The sequence below is a fragment of the Dyella flava genome (genome assembly GCF_016904955.1).
Classification (GTDB): domain Bacteria; phylum Pseudomonadota; class Gammaproteobacteria; order Xanthomonadales; family Rhodanobacteraceae; genus Dyella_B; species Dyella_B flava.
This window is the reverse complement of the sequence record NZ_JADIKE010000026.1, coordinates 71,581-93,474: the sequence shown is the minus strand read 5'-3', so window position 1 is coordinate 93,474 and position 21,894 is coordinate 71,581. Positions and strand designations below refer to the sequence as shown.

Genomic DNA, 21,894 nt, shown 5'->3' with positions numbered 1-21,894 from the left:
GGCTTTCTGTAGACAGGCCCTGGCATGGGCGGGCTACAGTTGGCGCGCCGGAAGCGTCCGCCGTCACAAAAGAACAGGCTGCATCGCGCCAGTTCATTGCGTTTCAGCCTCGGGCAGGCAACATGCGCGGGTATTCGGGCTGGTTCGATGGATGCCGCACGAAGCGGGGGACGCCCAGCTGTTACCAAACGCGGTATGGGGCGTTGTGTTCCAGATCATGGGAAGAATGTCGCCAGCATGCAGATGAAAAAGCCAAACCTTGCCGCCACGCGGGGACAGCGATTCCGGTTGCAGTCCGATTTGCCGAAATGGGCCGGTTACTGGCTGCTGCTGGGGATGTGGTGGTTGCTGGTCGGCCTGGCGGCGAGCCCGGTTGGCGACAAGGTATGGAACCCCGGCAAGCCTTACCACGACAGTCTGCTGTTGCTGTTCATCGCGCCGGCCGTGTGGTGGGTGTGGCAGCGGCGCGGCGAGTTTCGCCGGCGCATTGCACATAGTCTCGATGCCTGGCTGTTGCTGGCTTTTCTGGCCTGGTCGAGTCTGTCATCGGCGTGGGCCAATTACGGGCATGCGGGTGACAACGTCTTTGTGGCGGTCTATGTGTTGCTGTTCGTGATCACCTGGGCGGCGCTGGTGGCCGGCAATCCGCAGTGGTTTCGTCGGTTGCTGTTCTGGGGCGCGGTGGGTCTGGCGTTGAGTGCGCTCGGCGGCGTGGCCACGTTTCCATGGCGGACCCTGCATACGACGATGTGGCAGCAACAGGGGCGCCTGGTTTCCTTCGGCATGCTCGACAATCCCAATCTGGCCGGATTTGCCTATGGCGCTGCGATCGTGTGGCTGGCGCAGACCACCGTGCGTGGCCGCTGGCTGCACGTGATCCAGATCGTATCGCTCGGGATGCTGTCGGTTTTCGTGGTGATGACGTACAGCCGTGCGGCGTGGCTGGCGATCCTTGTCGCGCAGGGCTGCATGTTGCTGAGCGCGCGACATGGGCACGTCAAGTTGCGGGCGCTGGTGATACTCGCGTTGGCCGCACTGGCCGTTGGATTCGGCGGCTGGCGCTACGTCGAGCAGCGCGGCATGTCGTATCGGCCGCAAATCTTCGAGCAGGCGTGGGACCTGATCAAAGCCCATCCCTGGCATGGACTGGGCATGGCCAGTCATTACGAAATCCACGTCGGTGACGAGGTCTGGACGCACAGCCACAATGTCTTTACCCACAATGCGATCATGCTGGGTATCCCGGCCGGCCTGTTGTGGGTGGCGATGTGGCTGATCGTCGGCTGGCGTGGCTGGCTGTTCCGGCACATCGCGACCGGTCGCTGTCTGCTGGCGCTGTGGGTGTTTTCGACGGTAGCCTTCCAGTTCGATGCGCCCGAACTGATGCAGAAGCCCAGCGTGGAATGGCTGATGGGCTGGCTGCCGCTGGCGATCAGCATGGGGCTGATGTGGCGCGTCAGGGATAGCCAGCAACGTCGTGGAAAAGAGGTTCGTGCATGACCGCCGGGGGCAAGCCGCACAAAGTGTCGTTGATCGTCATCACCTACAACTGGCCGGATGCGCTCAAGCAGGTCTTGCGCAGCGTGGCGGCGCAGACCCGGCTGCCTGACGAAGTCATCGTGGCGGACGATGGCTCGAAGGAAGACACCCGGCAGCTGGTCGAGTCGATGGCAAAGGATTTTCCGGTGCCGTTGCGCCACCTGTGGCAGGAGGATCTGGGCTTTCGGGCCGCGCGTTGCCGCAATCTGGGCATTGCGGCCAGCCGCGGCGATTATGTGGTGCTGACGGATGGCGACATGGTCCTGCACCCGGCCTTCATCGCCGATCATCTGATGCTCGCCGAGCCGGGTTACTTTCTGCAGGGTGGCCGCTTCAAGACGACCACGCGCGAAACCGCTCGCCTGCTGGCTGGCGGCCGTCCGGTCTTTGCACCTTGGGCGGATGTGGACTTCCACGTTTTCGACGGCATTCGCCGTATTTACTCGTTCCGCGCACCGGGGCTGGCACGCTGGAAGGCGAAGGGAAAAAACGGCGGCCGGGTCATGAGCTGCAACATGAGCTTCTGGCGTGAAGATCTGCTGCGCGTCAACGGCTTCGATGAGCGCATGGAAGGCTACGGCGCGGAAGATCGCGAACTGGCCGCCCGGCTGGAAAATGCCGGTCTGCGTCGGCGTCAGCTGAAATGGTGTGCGCTGGCCGCGCATCTGGAGCACAAGACGCGGGCCCAGGTAGACGTGAACGATATGAGCTTGCCCAACAATCGGCTCTATCGCGCCACGCTTACCGAGCGCATCACGCGTTGCGAGCAGGGCGTTGATCGGCACTTGGCCGATCCTGCACTCAAATCCTGAGTTCGCTTAGCGCCCGGCCGATACGCTGGGCAAATTGCGCTTTGTTCTCGACAAACCACTGCCTGGCGTATTCGCCTTTACGCTCGAGTTCGGTATCGCTCAGGCTTAGCGCCTGCGCTACCGTCTGCTCCATCGCGCGTTCGTCAAACTGATAGGTGGTGGCGTGACCCATCGTGCCGGTGCTGGCATAAGCCACCAGCAGGCCACGTTCGGCATCGACGAGTTCGTTCATGGGGGCTGCATCGACGGTGATGACGACAGCGCCGACGCCCATGCCTTCAACAATGTAGTGACCCCAGCCTTCGGCTTCCGACAGGCACACGTGGTAGGCATGAGCATTTTGCAGCGTTTGCAGGGCCTCTGCCGGCACGTACTCCACGCAGTGCCGTATATTCGCCTGCGCCGGCCCCGGCTGCGCGCAGGAAGGATTTTGCAGCACGGTCAGCGTCGGCCATTCCGGGTGCTTGCGCCATAAGGCCAGCAATCGTTCGGTGCCTTTGATGCGGCTGCCACCAGCGAGGTGGAAGAACTGGCGCGTTCGGCGGACCTGCGGATCGTAACGATCATCGCTGTCAAAACCCACGAAGGACGTCTTGCAGCCCAGGCGCTGGAATAGTGCTTCCGCGTGACGGGTCTTGGCCCAGACGTGATCCATGCAGCGCAGGTGTGCAGCATCCTTGCTGTCGAACCACTCCGGATTCGGCAAGGCGATGTTGTAGCGCGCCAACGGTAAATGCAGCGGCCACAGGTGTTCGAACATGATATTGAGGTCGTATTGGGCGTGACCTCGCAAGCGTGCCCAGGTATGGCGCAGATGGCTGAAAAGCACGCGCCGTCCGCGCCCGTAGCGCCAACGCAGTTGCTCGTCCTGCTCGCCGAGCGAGGTGACATGCACCGTGCAGCCGCTGGCCTTGAGCGCATCGGCGAGCAATTGCGCGTCGCGCGTCAGCCCCAGGCCGTTATCACGCACCACCAGATTGACGCTCAGTGAGGCAGGCATGACGGGCACGCCGCTTACTTGTTACGCGCTGGCGGAGCAGCGTTGGCAATGGCATCCAGAAAACGCTGGCGGAATGCCGTGTTGTTGTGTTCGTACCACGCGCGTGCGGCGCGTCCCAGCGATGCTTGTTCTTCTTTCGGCATGGCAATGCAGCGTTCGATGGCGACACGCATGGCATCGAGATCGAAATCGTAAAGCGTGGCCAGCTCCTGCGTGCCGTTGGCATGTGCGGCGACCAGCACACCGCGTTCGGCGGTCACCAGTTCGTTCATCGGTTCGGCATCGGTGGTGATGGTGACGCAGCCCGTACTGAGGCTTTCCACCAGCGAATGGCCATAGCCTTCGGTTTGCGACGGGCACAGATGAAACACGTTGGCGTTGTGCAGGCGGCGCAATTCCGCTTCGGGAAGATAGTCGCGAATCAGCTTCACATTGGGCGGCAGCTCGGGAAGCTCCACCCGCTTGCGCCGCCAGACCACGGTGAGTTCGGGCCACTCCGGATGCTGTGCCCACAGCTCCAGCAAGGGCAGGGTGCCTTTGTTGCCGCTGCGGCCGGGGCCGTGGAAAAACGTGGCTTGTCGCGCGACTTCCCGATCCTGGTAGTCCGAGCCGGTGAAGCCGATCGGCACGACACGGCAGCCCAGCTTGCCGAAGATCTGCTCGGCATGCTGGGTCTTGGCGAAGATGAGATCGATATGCGGCAGTTCACGCAGCCATTCTTCGCGGAACCACTCCGGATTGGGAATCAGGATGTTGACGTGTGCCTGATCGAATGATTCCGGGCGCACATGTTCGAGCATGATGTTCATGTCGTAACGCGCGTTGAGTTCGCCGTGGAACCAGCCGCGAAACAGACGACGCAGGCGCGCATGCAAACGCCGCAGGCGATTGCTCAGGCGGCTGCGATGGCCAAGCCCGGTGATCGTGACATCGTGCCCGCCTTCGCGCAGCAAGCCGGCGAGCAGGTGCATGTCTCGCGTGAGGCCCGCGCCATTGTCGCGTGCGATGAGGTTGATATTGCTCATGGCTGCCGTGCGGTTTGCAAAGTGGGCGATGGCGGATTAATCAATGACGTCCTCATCCGTGGTGGCCGGGGGTGGTGTGCAACCGGGGATCACCGCATCCGCCTTGAACAGCCACCAGTCACGCCGGTTGGCATGACCCATGTTGATGGCCTTGCTGCGGTCCACGCAATGACCCATCGCCGGTTCCTGCACGAATAGCCAGCGGGTAGCGGGTGCGGCGGCCTGCCATTGTGCCGCATGTGCGAACTGCTGCGAGGTGGGCGCGCTGAAGCCGAAATCGACGGCAGGGCGATTGAGCATCAACATGTTTTGTTCTTTCCAGTCGACCAATGCGATTTCATCCTGCGGACCCAGATGTGCGCGCACATTGGCCATCAACTCAGAGGCTGAACTGCTGGCGTTGAGCAAGGGATAAGCCCACAGGCCGCACACCATCCACAGTGCCAGCATGCCGCCGGCGATCGCCCAAGGCGCGCGCCGCAGGCCGAATACGGCCAGCAACAGCCATTGCGCCGCGCCGATCACGATGCACATCCACCACAGGCTGTCCGCCGGACCATCGAAACCACGGTCATAGGCCAGCTTGGCGGCGAAGGGCGGATGGGTCAGCAAGGCATACGCGCCGAGCCCCAGCATGCCGCCGCCGATCACGAGCAGGAACAGCAGGCAGAGTATGCGCAACCAGCGCGTTGCCAGCATGGCTTCCAGATAAGGCGCGGTGATCAGCGCGAGCATGGGCAGCATCGGCAGGATGTACACATCACGTTTACCGGCCGATGCACTGAAGAACAGCAAGACCAGCAACATCCAGCCCAAGGGCAGCAGGATGCGTGCGTCTTTCGCTTTCAACGCCTGCCACCAGCGCGGGAAGCTGCCGGGATAAGTCAGCGACAGCGGCAGCCAGGCATAAAGCATGATCGGCAGGTAATAGAACCTGGACTGGATGTGATGCCACGCATGGGCGTAGCGGCCAGCGGTTTGGTGAAACAGGATGTTGTTGACGTAAGCGGCGTAGATCGGGTTGTCGGTATGCGATCGTGCCGCCAGCAGCATCGGGATCAGCCACAAACCGATCGCCGCCAGCGTGGCGACCAGGCCCAGCAACCAACGCCACCAGGCGCCCGCGCCCATGACCGCAACGCCGTCCCAGCGGCGAAACGCAGCCCACGCATACGGCAGCAGCATGAACAGGGCGAGAAAGCCGACGCCTTTGGTGATCACGCCCAGGCCCGCACAAAAACAGCCGAGCCAGTACATGCGCCAGTTCGGTCCGCACAACATGTGTCGCAGCAGGCCCCAGTTGGCGGCGGTGATGTAGAACACGACCAAGGGATCGATTTGTGCGCGCTTGGCCTGGAATACAAATTGGATGCACATTAGCGCGGCCATTGCCGCGTACATGCCGACCTTGCGATTCCAGAGCCGTCGTCCGAGATCGTAGATGAGCAGCAACGTGCCCAGCGAGGCGAGGAACGACGGCAGCATGAAAGCGATGCGCCAGTTGCGCACCACTTCAAAGCTGGCCGCTTCCAGCCACATCAGCATCGGCGGTTTGTCGGCGTACAACTCCACGCCGCGATGCGGGAACAGCCAGTCGCCGCTTTCCACCATCTGCTTGGCCGCGAGGGTGAAGCGCGGTTCGTCGGACGGCCAGGGATCGCGCAGGCCGATGCCTATGCCGAGCACCAGGATGGCGAATAGCATCAGTAGCCAGAATTGGCGGTGTTCCTGAAGCTTCTCCCTCAGCGGGTTGGGGTGAGGGGCTGCGCTTGCCATAGATCCCATTATTTTTCGGTGTGACTTATCAGTGGAACCCATTGGAGCAAAGGAGTCTTACCGGAAGATTGGCCCTTCACCCGGCGATTTCTCCCACGGGGGGGACTGCTTTCGGGTCGCCCGGACGAGACGTGAGCGCGCCTTCAGCGCCGCTCAAACACCGCATAGTACATGCCGTCGAGATCGCCATCGCCCGGCAGGATCTGCCAGCCGGGGGCGGCAGCCTGTCCGGCCGGCAAGGCCAGCGGTATCGCCTTCGCATCGTTGCGGCTGGCGAAAAAACCTTCGACAACCGCTTCATTTTCCGCACGCAACAGCGAGCAGGTGATGAAGACCAGCCGGCCGCCCGGAGCAAGCAGCGGCCACAGCGCGGCGAGTATGCGCCGCTGTTGCGCGACCAGTGCCTCGATGTCGCTGGCGCGCCGATGCAGGCGCACGTCTGGGCGGCGGCGCAATACACCGGTCGCCGAACAAGGCGCATCGATCAGGATGCGATCGAAGGGGCGGCCATCCCACCAGCCAGCCGGATCGCCGGCATCGCCCACGCGCACCTCGGCATGCAAACCGAGGCGTTCCAGGTTCTGGCCGATGCGCGTGGCGCGGGCGGCATCGAATTCGAGCGCGGTCAGCGCGATGTCCGCACGTTCCAGCAGGTGGCAGGCTTTGCCTCCGGGGGCGGCGCAAGCGTCGAGCACACGCTGGCCGGCATGCACGTCAGCGATGTCGGCAGCAACTTGCGCAGCACCGTCTTGCACGGCAAACAAGCCTTGGGCGAAGCCCGGCATGCGGGTGATGTCGCTGCTGTGCGGCAGCACGATGCCGTCCGCCAGCCACGGATGCGGATCGGCTTGATAGCCTGCCGCATGCAGTTGTTCGATCAGTGCATCGCGTGAAGTGCGGCGTCGATTTGCGCGCAGCATCAGTGGCGGTTCGCGGTTGCTGTCGGCCAGCACGGCGTCTTGCTGCGCAGGCCAATCGGCAGCGATGGCTTTGACCAGCCACGGCGGCATGGCGTAGCGCGTCTGCGGCCTTGCATCGAGCGCAGCCAGCAGATCCGTTCGCTCGCGTTGCCAGCGGCGCAGCACCGCATTGACGAGACCGGCCAGGCGCGGGCGGTTGAGTGCACGCGCTGCTTCGACGGTGGCGGCGACGGCGGCGTAGTCCTGCAGTTCCAGCACTTCCAACTGCACTAGCCCCAACACCAGCAGCGCATGGACTTCCGGCTCCTTGCGGCGCAGTGGTTTGTCGAGCAGGCGATCGAGCGCGGCGTCGAAACGCAGCCACCAGCGTGCGCCATCGCTGAGCAGCGCCATCAGCAAGGCGCGGTCACGCGGATCGCGCAGCTTGGGTGCTTTTTGTTCCATCGCTTCGCGCAATGACTTGCCGTGCAGGGCAATGTCGGCCAGCGCCTGCGCGGCCAGTGCGCGGGTATCGTTCATCGTGCCCCGCGTAGTTCGGGGCGTGCATTGAGGTAATCGGCGGCGGTGATGCGCTTGCCTCCTGCACGTTGCAAGGCGCTGATGCGCAGCGCGCCTTCGCCACAGGCGATATCGATGCCGTCGCGATGGACGGCGATCACGCTGCCCGGTGCGGCCGCGTTTTTGTGATTCTGTTCGACGGCGCGTGCGGCCCAGATGCGCAGGTTTTCACCGGCAATCTCGCCTTCCGCCACCGGCCACGGGTCGAAGGCTCGTACCTGATGCTCCAGCGCCAGCGCGGGGCGGGTGAAATCGAGCCGCGCTTCGGCCTTTTGCAATTTGTGCGCGTACAACACGCCTTCTTCGGATTGGGGCCGTGCGTGCAGAGTTTCGCCGGCACGGATACGGCTGATGGCTTCCATCAAGACGTCCGCGCCCAGCAGCGAGAGCCGGTCGTGCAGGCAGACGCCGGTATCGTTACGGTTGATCGGAGTGCGGCGCTCCAACAAAACCGGACCGGTATCGAGGCCGGCTTCCATTTGCATCAGGTCGACCCCGGTTTCTGCATCGCCGGCAAGGATGGCGCGCTGAATCGGCGCGGCGCCGCGCCAGCGCGGCAGCAGGCTGGCATGCACGTTCCAGCAGCCGAGCCGCGGAATCGTCAGCACCTTGGGCGAGAGGATCAACCCGTAAGCCACCACGACCATCAGGTCGGGCTGATAGGCCGCGAGCTGTTTGCGGGTTGCGACCGTCTTGAAGCTGCGCGGCTGTTCCACCGCAATGCCGGCGGCCAGCGCGGCTTCCTTGACTGGACTCGGCGTGAGTTTGCGGCCGCGGCCGGCGGGTCGATCCGGCTGCGTGTAGACCGCAACGACCTGCGCGCCGCTGGCGCGGCAGGCCTCCAGGCAGGGAACGGAGAACTCCGGCGTACCGGCAAAGACAATGCGCAAGGGATGCGCTGACCTATTCCGCGTAGGTGACATGGGTAAGGTCGGTTCCTGGGTCGCAAGGGTGCTGGTGAGGGCAATCTGGCCCTCGTTGGAGATGGCGAGCCAGCGGTAGGTGGATAGTGCGCGATGATGAAGCCTGCGTGGATGGTTGAGTGCTTCCCCCGATCAACCGTTGGCGGCCTGCTTGCGTTGCTTCTCCATGCGCTTGAGCAGGATCGAGCGCTTCAGCGGCGACAGGTAATCGACAAAGACCTTGCCGGCCAGGTGATCCATTTCATGCTGGATGCACACGGCCAGCGGGCCTTCCACTTCCAACTCGAAGCTGTTGCCTTCCACATCGTGTGCGCGGACCTTTATTTTCAGGGCGCGGGTGACGTCGGCGTAGATGCCGGGAAAGGACAGGCAGCCCTCCTGATACACCTGGGTGCCGTCCTTCTCCAGGATTTCGGCATTGATCAGGGCCAGCGGCTGGTTGCGCTCTTCGCTCATGTCGGCCACCAGCACGCGCTGGTGCACGTTGATCTGGGTGGCGGCCAGGCCAACGCCATTGGCGGCATACATCGTCTCGAACATGTCATCGACGAGCTGCTTCAATTCAGCGTCGAACACCGCGACCGGCTCGGCCTTGGTGCGCAGTCGCGGATCAGGGTATTCAAGGATGGTACGAACGGACATGGATGCTCACCTCGGGCGCCGGAAATGCGGGCGAATTGGTGAAAAGCCAACCCAGGCGCGGTCTAGAATGTGGATATTGTACGTGGTTCAAGGCTTTGTCGGCGCACGAATTTGCCAACTGGGCACGTGTTGCTTGAGTTAATGCTTCGGTTACACTCGCCCAAGCAAGGGGGCATTGGGGGATTCCCGTTTATGATTAGAAAGTCCATTGGGCTGCTGGCCGGCATGCTGGTCACAGTGGCCGTTTATGCGGCTGGCACCCAGCTTCGTGCCGATCACCCCGACAGCTACACCGTGCGTCGTGGCGACACCCTGTGGGGCATTTCCGCCCGCTTCCTCTCCAAGCCATGGTTGTGGCCGGAGATCTGGCAGGCCAACCCACAGGTTCGCAACCCGCACCTGATCTATCCGGGCGACGTGCTCGACCTGTCGTTTATCAACGGCGGTCCGGCGCTGCGGCTGGAGCCGGCCATCCAGCACGAAGGCGAGGCCATCCCGGCCATTCCAGTCGACCAGCTCAAGCCGTTCCTGCGCGATTCCCGCGTGGTGGATCCGGATGAGGTGAAGAACGCGCCCTACGTGATGGGTTTCGAGGAAGCTGATATCACCGGCACCTCGGGCCGCAATATCTACGTGCGTAACCTCAATGCGCAGCCGGGCCAGCGCTGGGCCGTCGTGCGCCCGACCCATGTGTTCCGCACCTACGGCGGCTCGGAGGCCGAGGACAGCGACGACATGGCGGCCAACCTGGTGGATAGCGATGTCGCCACCACCCGTTCGCCGTGGAACGAGGAATGGATGACCGACCTGGGCCGTGCCACGCCCAACCACGCGTTTCGTGGCAAGACCCTGGCGATGGAAGTCGAAGTGATCGGTCAGGCCGAGGTGTTGCGCGGCGGCGATCCGTCGACCCTGCTGCTGCTCAGTTCGATCATGGAAGTCCGCGCCGGCGATCGCCTGATGCCGATCGACGACAATCCGTACGACCCGTACTACTACCCGCATCCGCCCAAGACCCTGCCGGCCAACGGACGCGTGATCGCCTTCTCGCATGAACGCCTGACCCAGGTCGGCCCGAATGACGTGGTGGTGCTCTCGGTCGGCTCGAAGGACGGCGTCGACAACGGCACCACCTTCTCGCTATGGCAGCCGGGTGAGCAGGTGCCGGACGACGTCGCCAACGACAGCTGGAACCGCTACAGCCACAAGTTCGTGACCTTGCCGGACGAATACGTCGGCCACGTGATGGTCTTCCGCACCTTCGACCGGGTGAGCTACGCCCTGATCATGGATGGTCTCAAGCCGGTGCACCTTGGTGCCAAGGCGAAAATGCCTGAATAAAGACGGCCTGAATAAAGACGGCCGGAATAAAAACGGCAGAGCAGGAGTACGGGACTACAGCATTCCCTGCTTTCCGTTCACGGATAAAACCCACAGCACGGCGCGGTAATCCCGCGCCGTGGTTGTTTGTGGCCCTCGCGTAGACTCGCGGCATGAATGAACAAGCCGAATGGCGGGACTGGCTGACCGTCCTGCGCACGCCGGGATTGGGCCCAATGGGGCTGCGCGAGCGCCTGTGCGCCGCGGAGGGTCGGATCGGACAAGTACTGGCTCAGCTGCACCGGCACGCCTCCTCGCTCGATTCAGACGCCCAGGCGTGGTTGAGACAGCCTGATGAGGCCCGGCTCGCGGCCGACCTGGATTGGCTCGCCCAGCCCGGTCACCGGCTGCTGTGCTGTACGGATGCGGATTTTCCACCGCAGCTGGAAGGCATTCCGCAACCGCCGGCCGCATTGTTCGTCAGTGGCGACGCCAGCCTGCTGTTGCGCCCGCAACTGGCGATCGTGGGTGCGCGCAGCGCCAGTGCGGCGGGCAAGAGCACCGCCCGTGCGTTTGCCCGGCAGCTCGCCCAGGCGGGCTTCGTGGTCACCAGCGGTCTGGCCGATGGTATCGACGGCGCCGCACACGAGGCGGCGCTGGAGGCCGGCCAACCGACCATCGCAGTGATCGGCACCGGGCCGGATCTGGTCTATCCGCGCAAGCATCGGGCGCTCTCGGCGCAGGTGGAGACGCATGGCGCACTGGTCAGCGAATTTCTTCCGGGCATGACCGCTCGCGCCGACCACTTTCCACGCCGCAACCGCATCATTGCCGGACTGTCGCTGGGCACGCTGGTGGTGGAGGCCGGATTACAGTCAGGCTCGCTGATCACCGCGCGGCTGGCCGCTGAGCAGGGGCGGGAGGTATTCGCCATCCCCGGTTCCATTCATAATCCGCTCGCTCGCGGCTGCCACCGCCTGATCAGGGATGGTGCGCGGCTGGTCGAAAGCGCTCCGGAAATGATCGAGGCCCTGGTTCCCGCCGTGCAGGCGCTTGGTGCTGAATTGGCCCAGCGCCTCGAAAGGTTGCCGGTGGCAAACGCCGGGCATGATCGGCCGGCGATGGGCGGCTGGCGCGACGATCCGGAATACCGCCGGTTGCTGGAGGTACTCGGGTACGATCCCGCACCACTGGACGAACTGGTGGAGCGTACCGGGCAAAGCGCCGCCGTTTTGTCATCCATGCTGCTCATGCTGGAGCTGGAAGGCTGCGTCGAAGGTCTGCCGGGCGGTCGCTACCAGCGTTTGCCGGGTATTTGAATTTGCCCGAAAGCGCGCCAGGCCGCGCTTTCACGTCTGCCAGCTTGACAGTCATTGAGCCGGCATGCTTCCAACTATATATAGAGCGACCGATCCCCTGCGGTTGCCGATGCAACATCTGGAACCCCACGCCACATGGCAAAAAACCTGCTTATCGTCGAATCGCCGGCCAAGGCCAAGACGATCAACAAATACCTCGGCAAGGACTTTCAGGTCCTGGCTTCCTATGGCCACGTGCGCGACCTGAAGCCGAAAGAAGGCGCGGTGGACCCAGAGCACGATTTCGCCATGAAGTACGAGGTGATCGAGCGCAACGAGAAACACGTCGATGCCATCGCCAAGGCGGCCAAGATTGCCGATGACATCTATCTGGCCACCGACTTGGACCGCGAAGGCGAGGCGATCAGTTGGCACATCAGCGAGATCCTGAAAGAACGCGGCATCTCCAAAGGCAAGCAGATGCATCGCGTCGTGTTCTCCGAGATCACGCCCAAGGCGATCAAGGCGGCGGTAGCTGCGCCACGCGCGCTGTCGCACGATCTGGTCGATGCCCAGCAGGCCCGTCGCGCGCTGGATTACCTGGTCGGTTTCAACCTTTCGCCGGTGCTTTGGCGAAAAGTGCAACGCGGTCTGTCCGCCGGCCGCGTGCAGAGTCCTGCGCTGCGCATGATCGCGGAGCGGGAGGAAGAAATTGAAGCCTTCATCGCCCGCGAATACTGGACGGTCGAGGCCCGGCTCAAGCACGCCGAAGGCGATTTCAACGCGCGGCTGACCAAGCTCAACGGCAAGAAATTCGAGCAGTTCGACCTCACCAACGAGGCCGATGCGATGGCGGCCCGCGCCGCGCTCCAGGAAGCCGCGCGCGGCCATCTCACGGTCAGCGACGTCGGCAGCAAGGAGCGCAAGCGTCGCCCGGCGCCGCCGTTCACCACCTCCACGCTGCAGCAGGAAGCTGCGCGCAAGCTGGGCTTCGGTACCAGCCGCACGATGAAGGTCGCGCAAGGGCTGTACGAAGGCGTGAGCCTGGGCAGCGAAGGCAACGTCGGCCTGATCACCTACATGCGTACCGATTCCACCGCCCTGTCGGATGAGGCGGTCGGCGAGCTGCGCCAGCTGATCACGCGCGACTACGGCAACAAGGCGCTGCCGGATCATCCGCAGGTGTATCGCACCAAGTCCAAGAATGCACAGGAAGCGCACGAGGCGATTCGTCCCACCTCCGCCATGCGCACGCCGCGCGAGGTGGCGCAGTTCCTCAATGACGAGCAGCGCAAGCTCTACGAACTGATCTGGAAGCGCACGGTCGCTTGCCAGATGATCCACGCGACCATGAACACGGTGTCGGTGGATTTCGACGTCAAGCATGTGAAGGGTGGCGATGCGGCATTTCGCGCGACCGGCACCACCATCGTCGATCCCGGCTTTCTTGCCGTCTACGAAGAGGGCCGCGACCAGAAGACGGCTGAAGACGATGACGAAGGCCGCCGCTTGCCGCGGCTGGAAAAGGGCGAGCAGGTACCGTTGCAGGACATCGTGGCCGACCAGCATTTCACCGAGCCGCCGCCGCGCTATTCCGAAGCCAGTCTGGTGAAGGCGCTGGAGGAATACGGCATCGGCCGTCCGTCCACCTATGCCAGCATCATCCAGGTGCTGCAGAACCGCGAATACGTGCTGCTGGACAACCGCCGTTTCCGTCCCACCGACGTGGGCCGCGCAGTGAGCAAGTTCCTCACCCAGCATTTCACCCAGTACGTCGATTACGACTTCACCGCCAAGCTCGAAGACGAACTCGACGCGGTAAGCCGTGGCGAAGAAGCCTGGGTGCCGCTGATGCAGCGCTTCTGGCAGCCGTTCAAGCAGCAGGTCGAAGAGAAGACCGAATCGGTCGATCGCAGCGAAGCCACCGGCGCGCGTGAACTCGGCGCCGATCCGAAAACCGGCAAGCCGCTGTCGGTGCGCCTGGGCCGCTACGGACCGTATGCGCAGATCGGTGACAAGGATGTGGACGAAAAGCTGCAATTCGCATCGCTGCGTCCCGGCCAAAGCATGCATACGATCACGCTGGAAGAGGCGATCGAGCTGTTCAAGCTGCCGCGCAAGCTCGGGCAGGCCGAGAACGGCGACGAAGTCACGGTTGGCATCGGCCGTTTCGGCCCGTTCGTAAAGCAGGGCAGTACCTATGCCTCGCTGAAGGCGGAAGACGATCCGTACACCATCGAGCTGCCGCGTGCACTGCAGATCGTGCAGGAAAAGCTGGAGCTGATCGCCAATCGCATCATCAAGGATTTCGGCAACGGCGTGCAGATTCTCAACGGCCGCTTCGGTCCGTACATCACCGATGGCGAAAAGAATGCGCGCATTCCCAAGGATCAGGATCCGAAGGAACTGACGGAAGTGCAGTGCGTGGAATTGCTGGCGGCGGCGCCAGTCAAGAAAGGCCGCTTCGGCAAGAAAACGACCGCCAAGACTGCACCGGCGACCAAGAAGGCTGCGGCCAAAAAAGCGCCAGCCGAGAAGGCGGCTGCAAAGAAAACCACAGTCAAGAAAACCGCGGCCAAGAAAACAGCCACCAAGAAGACTGCGGCCAAAAAGGCAGCCACCAAGAAAACCAAAGCTTGATGCTCGTGGGTCTGCCCTCTCTCCTCGGCAGGGAGAGGGGGTGAGGAAACTCTTTCGCCCGGCAGCGTGATCGAAGCGAGTGTCGGTTTGAAATGAACAACGTCCGGGGCGAGCATGGCCCCTTACCTCAGCCGCCATCTTCGGCGGGGAGAGGAAGCAAAGCCGCATGCCCAAGCGCTACACATTGGCTGAACTCCAGGGCGCCGCCGACGTACTGCACGCCGGTGGCGTTATCGCCTATCCCACCGAAGCGGTCTTTGGCCTTGGCTGCGATCCGCATAACCAAGCCGCTTTCGAACGCATTTTCACGCTCAAGCAGCGGCCATCGACGCAAGGTGTTTTGCTGATCGCCGCTGACTTCGCCCAGGTCGAACACTACGTGGACATGACGAAAGTCCCGCGGGGTGTACTGGCGCAGGTCCGGGCCAGTTGGCCGGGACCGTTTACCTGGGTGTTCCCGCGCAGCGCAGAAGTCCCCGAATGGGTGGCTGGCGCCCATCCCGGCATCGCCTTGCGCGTCAGCGGCCATGCGCCGGCGGTCGCGCTGTGCCGCGCATTCGGCGGGGCGCTGGTCTCCACCAGTGCCAATCTCCACGGCAAGCCACCGGCGCGTGATCTGGCCACCGTGACCGAATATTTCGGCGAAGCCCTGGATGGCATGGTCGATGCGCCACTGGGCGGTGCGGCCCAGCCCAGCACCATCCGGGATGCGCTGACAGGCGCTATCATCCGCACCTGAATCAGGGGACACTCTGATTCATTCAGCACAGGCGGCACCGGCACTGTCTGTTCGCATCCCTTCGGTCCATTGGCTCGACAGACGGCCAGTCGCCTTCGCCAACGGTCCTATGGCCTGCAGACAGACAATGCCGGTGCCGCCCATGCTGAATGAATCAAAGCATCCTGGAATATGCTCGTCGGCGCGGTAGGTGCCGATTCAGCCGCGACCATGAGGATGGGGGCCGCAGGACACAATCCCGAAAACCGGCAGCAACCGACCACTCGGCCGGACGGGCTAATGCATGGGAAAAGCCATCAGGAGCGCAAGGCGTGGCGATCGTCTACCAGACCTATCAACGCGATGAAGCGGAGCGCCTGCTGCCTTTGTTGAAGGTTGGCGATCCGCTGCGGGTCGTGGCATTGCATGAAGGCGAGTCCATCACGGCGGCCCAGTTTGTGGCCCATGTTGAACACGTCGCTGCGCAACTGCCGGACGCGACGGCTGCGGTCAACCTGTGCGAGGACCGTTACGCGTTCCTGGTGGCCTTTTGTGCCATTGCCTTGCGTGGCCAGGCCAACCTGCTGCCGCCTTCACGTGCACCGCACGCCGTCGAGGAGGTGATGGCTGCCTATCCGGGCTGCCATGCCGTCGGTGACAGATCCATGGAACCCGCCCCGCATCGCTATCACGTCCTGCCATCGCTCGCGGTGGATGCGGCGGTTTCGCCATCCGTCGAGTGGCCGTTCCTGCCGGCAATGCACAACGTGGCAGTCGGCTATACCTCCGGCTCCACCGGTGCACCGCGTCCGAACAACAAAACCTGGCGCAGCCTGCATGCCAGCACCGCAGGCAATCTGCGCATGTTGCAGCAGGTGGTGGGCGAGCACTTCACCGTGGTGGCTACCGTGCCGCCGCAGCACATCTACGGCATTGAGATGTCGATACTGCTGCCTTTGCTGGGCCATGTGCAGGTCCATTCCGGCCGTCCGTTTTTCCCCGCCGATATCGCCACAGCGCTGGCGGACATGCCGGCACCGCGCGTACTGGTCACCACGCCGGTACATCTGCGCGCACTGGTCGAATCAGGTGTTGAGCTGCCGCCGCTGGCCGCGGTGCTTTCGGCCACGGCGCCGATGCCGCCCGAGCTGGCCGCGCAGGCGGAGCGCCGCTTTGGCGCGCCGTTGCTGGAAGTGTTTGGTTCTACCGAAACCTGTGCCTTCGCGTCGCGCCGCGTAACAGTGGATGACCGCTGGTCGCTTTATCACGGGGTGCATCTGCATCCGCAGCCCGACGGTACACAGATTGAGGCGCCGCAATTGGAGGCGCCTGCGATCCTTGCCGACATCGTGACCTTGCACGATGAAGGCCGCCGCTTCGAATTGCGCGGGCGCCACGCTGATTTGCTCGAAATCGCCGGCAAACGCGCCTCGCTGGGGGACCTCACCCGCCGTCTGCTCGCCGTTCCTGGCGTGAAGGATGGCGTGGTGTTCCAGCTGGATGAGCCGGATGCTATCGGTGTGCGCCGTATTGCCGCGCTGGCGGTGGCGCCTGAGCTGGATGAGCACGCGATTCTTGATGCTCTGCGCACCTCGATCGACCCGGTTTTCCTGCCGCGTCCGCTACGCCTGGTCGAGAGCCTGCCGCGCAATGAAACCGGCAAGCTGCCGCGTGCCGCTTTGTTGGATCTGCTGCACGTCAAATGCTTCTGATTTAGCTCCCTCGCGGCATTTCCGCGAACAGGCACTACAATGCGCGCTGCGCCGCAGGGCGGCGGTTTCGAGCAGTGGAGCAGGCAAGGCATGAAAGTTCTGGTAATCGGCAACGGTGGTCGCGAGCACGCGCTGGCGTGGAAGCTCAAGCAATCACGGCGCGTGAGCGAGGTGATCGTTGCGCCGGGCAATGCCGGTACCGCACATGAGCATGGCCTGCGCAATGCCGATGTGGCCGTCACCGATGTCGAAGGACTGCTGAAACTGGCCAAGGCCGAAAAGGTTGAGCTGACCGTCGTCGGTCCTGAAGTGCCGCTGGTGGCGGGCGTCGTCGACAAATTTCGCGCCGCGGGCTTGCGTATCTTCGGACCGCGCGCCATCGCCGCCCAGCTGGAAGGCTCCAAGGCCTTCGCCAAGGATTTCCTGCTACGCCACAACATTCCCACCGCACGCTACGCGGTGTTTACCGAACTGGATCAGGCACTGGCCTATGTGCGCAAGCACGGTGCGCCCATCGTCATCAAGGCCGATGGCCTAGCCGCCGGCAAAGGCGTGGTGGTGGCGCTCACGCTGGGCGATGCGGAACTGGCGTTGCACGACATGCTCGGTGCGCATGCTTTCGGTGATGCGTCGGCACGCGTGGTGATCGAAGAATTCCTGGATGGTGAGGAAGCCAGCTACATCGTGATGAGTGACGGCTCGCACGCTCTGCCGATGGCCAGCAGCCAGGATCACAAGCGCCGCGACGACAACGACCTCGGTCCCAACACCGGCGGCATGGGCGCGTATTCGCCTGCGCCGGTGGTGACGCCCGAGGTGGAAAAACGCATCCTCAAGGAAGTGATCGAACCCACTCTGCGCGGCATGGCGTCCGAAGGCGCGCCATTTATCGGCTTCCTTTATGCCGGCCTGATGATCGACAAGCACGGCGCCCCCAAGGTGATCGAATTCAACGTGCGTTTCGGCGATCCGGAAACACAGCCGATCATGCTGCGCCTGAAGTCCGATTTCGTTGACCTGATCGAAGCGGCGCTCGACGGCGAACTGCATCACACCCATGTGCAATGGGATGCGCGCCCTTCGATTGGCGTGGTGCTGGCGGCCGGTGGCTATCCGGGCAAGGTGCAGAGCGGCGACGTGATCGAGGGCCTGGACAGCGATCTTGGCCCGGATGTGAAAGTGTTCCACGCCGGCACCAAGCTCGACGCACACGGTCGCCCGATTACCGCGGGTGGCCGTGTACTCACCGTGTGCGCCTTGGGCAAGGACATTGCCGCCGCACGCGAACATGCCTATGCAGCGGTCAGCAAGCTGCACTTCGACGGCGCATTCTGCCGTCGCGACATTGCCCATCGTGCGCTGCGGCGCAGCTGAGTCTGCGGCGATTCCGGACGGGCTTCAAACGGGCGGATGGCGTGGCGTGCCGCGCTACAGGATGGGAGCGAATCTTCGTTTCCACTGAAAACTCAGGCGTGAGGGAGTGATCAAGCCCCTCGCGCCGTGTAAGTGACGTCCGCAATCCAATTGCGCTGGCGACGCTCCAGGCGTTCTTCGCCGCTTTCCTCGTCCAGGGTTGCCGATGAGCGGCGAAGCAGGGACGGCTCGACATTTTCAAACGTGTTGACGTTGACCACGGCATAAAGCTTGCCGTCAATCTCACTCGTCACCACCGGGACCACGCCGCAACGGGTGCAGATGTGGAAGTCGGCCGTGCATGTGCCGAACGCGTAGCGCGAAACCTGTTCGGCATGCCGTACCGTCACCGTAAGCGAACCCGTTGGACAGGATGTCCAGACACCACCATGCCTGGTACAGAACGTACACGTGCAGGCGCGAGCAGGGATTTCAGTGGGATCGGTTTTCCAGTCCAGCTGGAACGAGATATTTCCGCAGTGGCAACGTCCAGAGATCAGCATAAAGTTTCTCGAAACCGGCGTGCATCGGCGGCCAAGAGTACGTGAGCTTGCGGTGGTAAATCCATGGCGGCAGGGTTTAGTGGGGCGGCCTGCTGCTGAGCCAGCGGCGTATCAGCCATGCATAGACGGATACGTTCAAGATCAGCACGAACGCCGCCAGCAGGAACTGGATCTCCCGGGTCAGCCCGTTGGGATAGATTGTGGCCAGCAGGTAATGTCCGATGAAGTCGCCTTGATAAGCGGCTTGTCCGGCTCGTTCGCGAAAATGGTTCTCGATGCTGGTCAGCGGGCAGATGCGCCCGCTCAGTTCCACGTAAAACCCCCAGGCCGCGGCCGGAAGCTGGAGTAACACCATCCATCGCCATTTCAAGGCGAGCAGTGCGCCAAGCGTGCAGAAAAGGATGAACCCCAAGTGGAACGTCAGCACAGCATCGGCAGCGATAAGCGGCAGCATGGTATCGGGGTGGCTACCCGTGAGTGTTTTGCGCAGACGAAGCGCCCAGCCGCGTGATGGTTCCCTGCGCCGTGGCGCACAGCCGCTCTTCATGGCCATCCGCGCAAAACACATCGCAGCGGCAAACCGCCTGGTTTTTTCCAGCGTGGATCACGTGCGCGCGGGCAATCAGGCAATTGCCCATAGCAGGTCGCAGATAATTGATCTTGAATTCGGATGTCACCACGCCAGGGCCGAGCGCGCTGCCGCCGGCGAAGGTGAGCGTGTTGTCCGCCGCGTAGCTGATCACGCCGCCATGCACGAAGCCATGCTGTTGCTTCAAGCTGTCGCGAATCGGAATACGGATCTCGGCATGGCCTTTGACGAAGACGGTGAGCTCCGCCCCCATCAGCGCGCTGAACGGCTGCAAAGCCAGCACGCTCTGTCCCAATGCCAGTTGTTCCGACATCGCCATTCTCCAGTTCAGCTCGGCCGGCGCCATGCATGCCAGACGATCGCGGCAGTGAGCATAACTACGGCTCCTGCAAGGTGAAAGAACCGCCCGGGTTTTCTTGGTAAAGGACGGGGCGCCGGGCATGAGCGAGGTCCGAAAAAACCCATAAAGATCACCGTTACCAAAGCGCCGGCCCTCACCTGCGTCCATCGATGGACAGCAACTGGCCGAAGTGGCCGGGCTTCGATAAGGCATAGGTTTCCGCGCTAGTCTACGCATCAGTTTCGCCGCCAAGGACCCGCATGAGCCAGTTCGCCCTGTTAGGCCGTCGCCGTTTTGCGCCGTTTTTCTGGACTCAGGCGCTGGGTGCGTTCAACGACAGTGCTTTTCGCAACGCGATGGTGATGCTGGCGGCATTCCAGATGGGGCTATCCGATCATGAGGTCGGCTTGTACACCAATCTGGCGCCTGCGCTGTTTATTCTGCCGTTCTTCCTGTTTTCCGCGACGGCCGGGCAGTTGGCGGAGAAGTTTGAGAAGACGCGCATCATTCGCTTCGTCAAGCTGTTCGAGATTGCGGCCATGGCGCTGGCGGCGTACGGCTTTATCGGGCACCACCTGTTGTTGCTGCTGGTGGTGCTGTTCATGATGGGCATCCACTCGACGGTATTCGGGCCGATCAAGTACGCCATTCTCCCGCAGGCGCTGAGTGACACGGAACTGGTGGGTGGCAACGGCCTAGTGGAGATGGGCACCCAGATGGCGATTCTGATCGGCATGGTGGCCGGCAATGCCCTGATGCTGATCGCCGGTATCGGGCCGCATTTTTCGGCGGCGTTGACGATCGGTGTCGCCATCGTCGGCTACCTGGCCAGCCGTTTCATTCCACCTGCGCCGGCCACCGCGCCACATCTCAAGTTCAGCTGGAATCCGTTCACTGAAACGGTGCGCGTGTTGCGCATCACGCGTGAAGATCATGCAGTGTTCAACGCGGTGTTGGGCATTTCATGGTTCTGGTTTTTCGGCACCGTGCTGGTCGCGCAACTGCCGTTGTATACGCGCGTCAATCTGGGCGGTGATGGCTCGGTCAACACGCTGGTGCTGACTTTGTTCTCGATCGGTACCGGCGTGGGCGCCCTGTTGTGCGAAAAGATGTCGTGCAAACGGGTGGAAATCGGCCTGGTGCCGCTGGGTGCGTTTGGTCTTACCGCGTTTGGTGTCGATCTGTTTCTGGCACGGCCCGGTGCCGCACCGCTGCGCGGGCTGGATTGGTTGGCGTTTCTTCACGTTGCCGGAAGCTTGCGCATCGTGCTGGATCTCACCTTGATCGGTGTATTTGCCGGCTTTTATGTGGTGCCGTTGTTTGCCTTTGTGCAAGCGCGTACGTTGCGTGATCGCCTGTCGCGTGTGATTGCCGGCAACAACATTCTCAACGCGCTGCTGATCGTCATCGCATCCGTCTTTGGCTTGGCACTGGATACGTTGGGTTTCGGGGCGCCGCAAATTTTCCTGGTGGCGGCGCTCCTCAACGTGATCGTGGCGGTCTACATTTTTACGCTGGTGCCCGAGTTCCTGATGCGTTTCATCACCTGGGTGCTGGTGAACACGCTGTACCGCATCCGCGTGGATGGCATGCAGAACCTGCCGGAAGAAGGTCCCGCCTTGCTGGTCTGCAATCACGTGAGTTTTATGGATCCGCTGATCCTGATGGCCAACCTGCGACGGCCGGCGCGCTTCGTGATGTATTACAAGATCTTCCGTATTCCGGTGTTGCACTTCGTATTCAAAACCGCCAAAGCCATTCCGATTGCGGGGCTGAAGGAAGACCCGGCGATACTGCATCGGGCCTTCGAGGAGGTCGATGCGGCGCTGGCGGAGGGTGAGCTGGTGTGCATTTTTCCGGAAGGCGGTTTGACCAAGGACGGCCAGATCGCGCGGTTCCGGCCGGGCGTGGAAAAGATTCTGCAGCGCCGCCCGGTGCCGGTGGTGCCGATGGCCTTGCGGGGGCTATGGGGCAGCGTATGGAGCCGTCGCGATTCCATGCTGCGGCGCGCACGCCTGCCGCGCCGCTTCCGTGCTCGTGTCGAATTGGTGGTGGATGCGCCGAAGCCGGCGGCACAAGTCGATACCGCCGTGCTGCAAGATCGCGTGGAGGTATTGCGGGGGGATATGGCGTGAATCGGGAGTCGGGAAAGCGTGACGCTTATTG

General features: G+C 62.8%; 18 protein-coding genes. 9 read left to right on the top strand and 9 right to left on the bottom strand.

Annotation, left to right across the window (positions count from 1 at the left end; genetic code table 11):
* The first annotated feature begins 243 nt into the window (after positions 1-243).
* The gene (locus ISP19_RS03270) at positions 244-1,500 is read left to right on the top strand and encodes an O-antigen ligase family protein (RefSeq protein WP_204679809.1); all 1,257 of its coding nucleotides are present in this window, start codon (positions 244-246) and stop codon (positions 1,498-1,500) included.
* Positions 1,497-2,351 (top strand): glycosyltransferase family 2 protein, encoded by an 855-nt coding sequence (locus ISP19_RS03265; protein ID WP_204679807.1) that lies wholly within the window; start codon positions 1,497-1,499, stop codon positions 2,349-2,351. Before ISP19_RS03270 ends, ISP19_RS03265 begins: the two co-directional genes overlap by 4 nt.
* On the opposite strand, the gene ISP19_RS03260 is transcribed toward ISP19_RS03265, so the two are convergent.
* The 6 genes from ISP19_RS03260 to def form a co-directional block, all read right to left on the bottom strand.
* Positions 2,341-3,351 carry a glycosyltransferase family protein gene (locus ISP19_RS03260; protein WP_204679804.1) on the bottom strand — a complete coding sequence of 337 codons (1,011 nt, stop codon included), beginning with the start codon at positions 3,349-3,351 and terminating at the stop codon, positions 2,341-2,343. The two genes, ISP19_RS03265 and ISP19_RS03260, sit on opposite strands and share 11 nt — an antisense overlap.
* A 14-nt stretch (positions 3,352-3,365) precedes the next feature.
* On the bottom strand, positions 3,366-4,376 hold the full coding sequence (locus ISP19_RS03255; protein ID WP_204679802.1) for a glycosyltransferase: 1,011 nt from the start codon (positions 4,374-4,376) through the stop codon (positions 3,366-3,368).
* Positions 4,377-4,412: 36 nt separating this feature from the next.
* Positions 4,413-6,080: an ArnT family glycosyltransferase gene (locus ISP19_RS03250; protein ID WP_239556444.1), complete on the bottom strand. Its 1,668-nt coding sequence runs from the start codon at positions 6,078-6,080 to the stop codon at positions 4,413-4,415.
* A gap of 215 nt (positions 6,081-6,295) precedes the next feature.
* On the bottom strand, positions 6,296-7,591 hold the full coding sequence (gene rsmB / locus ISP19_RS03245; RefSeq protein WP_204679798.1) for a 16S rRNA (cytosine(967)-C(5))-methyltransferase RsmB: 1,296 nt from the start codon (positions 7,589-7,591) through the stop codon (positions 6,296-6,298).
* Positions 7,588-8,520: a methionyl-tRNA formyltransferase gene (fmt, locus tag ISP19_RS03240; protein WP_204679913.1), complete on the bottom strand. Its 933-nt coding sequence runs from the start codon at positions 8,518-8,520 to the stop codon at positions 7,588-7,590. Before fmt ends, rsmB begins: the two co-directional genes overlap by 4 nt.
* A gap of 165 nt (positions 8,521-8,685) precedes the next feature.
* A complete protein-coding gene (gene def / locus ISP19_RS03235; RefSeq protein WP_204679796.1) occupies positions 8,686-9,195 on the bottom strand; it encodes a peptide deformylase in 510 nt (169 codons plus the stop codon).
* Positions 9,196-9,387: 192 nt separating this feature from the next.
* Here def and ISP19_RS03230 point away from each other — a divergent pair, with 192 nt between their 5' ends.
* The 6 genes from ISP19_RS03230 to purD all read left to right on the top strand — a co-directional run bounded on the left by ISP19_RS03230 (position 9,388) and on the right by purD (position 18,257).
* Positions 9,388-10,536, top strand: a complete 1,149-nt coding sequence (locus ISP19_RS03230) for a LysM peptidoglycan-binding domain-containing protein (protein ID WP_204679794.1) — start codon at positions 9,388-9,390, stop codon at positions 10,534-10,536.
* A gap of 152 nt (positions 10,537-10,688) precedes the next feature.
* Positions 10,689-11,834, top strand: coding sequence for a DNA-processing protein DprA (dprA, locus tag ISP19_RS03225; protein WP_204679792.1), 1,146 nt, complete (start codon positions 10,689-10,691; stop codon positions 11,832-11,834).
* A 135-nt stretch (positions 11,835-11,969) separates the two neighbouring features.
* Positions 11,970-14,453 (top strand): DNA topoisomerase I, encoded by a 2,484-nt coding sequence (locus ISP19_RS03220; protein ID WP_204679783.1) that lies wholly within the window; start codon positions 11,970-11,972, stop codon positions 14,451-14,453.
* 166 nt (positions 14,454-14,619) lie between these two features.
* Positions 14,620-15,192: an L-threonylcarbamoyladenylate synthase type 1 TsaC gene (tsaC, locus tag ISP19_RS03215; protein ID WP_204679781.1), complete on the top strand. Its 573-nt coding sequence runs from the start codon at positions 14,620-14,622 to the stop codon at positions 15,190-15,192.
* A 311-nt stretch (positions 15,193-15,503) separates the two neighbouring features.
* Complete coding sequence (locus ISP19_RS03210) at positions 15,504-16,883, top strand: AMP-binding protein (protein WP_204679774.1); 1,380 nt, start codon at positions 15,504-15,506, stop codon at positions 16,881-16,883.
* A 90-nt stretch (positions 16,884-16,973) separates the two neighbouring features.
* Entirely contained in the window at positions 16,974-18,257 is a 1,284-nt protein-coding gene (gene purD, locus ISP19_RS03205; RefSeq protein WP_204679772.1) for a phosphoribosylamine--glycine ligase, read from the top strand.
* A 110-nt stretch (positions 18,258-18,367) separates the two neighbouring features.
* Here purD and ISP19_RS03200 read toward each other — a convergent pair whose 3' ends face one another.
* The 3 genes from ISP19_RS03200 to ISP19_RS03190 all read right to left on the bottom strand — a co-directional run bounded on the left by ISP19_RS03200 (position 18,368) and on the right by ISP19_RS03190 (position 19,701).
* A complete protein-coding gene (locus ISP19_RS03200; protein ID WP_204679770.1) occupies positions 18,368-18,799 on the bottom strand; it encodes a GFA family protein in 432 nt (143 codons plus the stop codon).
* Between the two features lie 76 nt (positions 18,800-18,875).
* The gene (locus ISP19_RS03195; RefSeq protein ID WP_204679768.1) at positions 18,876-19,253 is read right to left on the bottom strand and encodes a DUF2784 domain-containing protein; all 378 of its coding nucleotides are present in this window, start codon (positions 19,251-19,253) and stop codon (positions 18,876-18,878) included.
* Between the two features lie 13 nt (positions 19,254-19,266).
* Positions 19,267-19,701, bottom strand: a complete 435-nt coding sequence (locus ISP19_RS03190) for a PaaI family thioesterase (RefSeq protein ID WP_204679766.1) — start codon at positions 19,699-19,701, stop codon at positions 19,267-19,269.
* A gap of 287 nt (positions 19,702-19,988) precedes the next feature.
* Here ISP19_RS03190 and ISP19_RS03185 point away from each other — a divergent pair, with 287 nt between their 5' ends.
* Positions 19,989-21,863, top strand: a complete 1,875-nt coding sequence (locus ISP19_RS03185) for an MFS transporter (protein ID WP_204679764.1) — start codon at positions 19,989-19,991, stop codon at positions 21,861-21,863.
* Positions 21,864-21,894 lie beyond the last annotated feature (31 nt).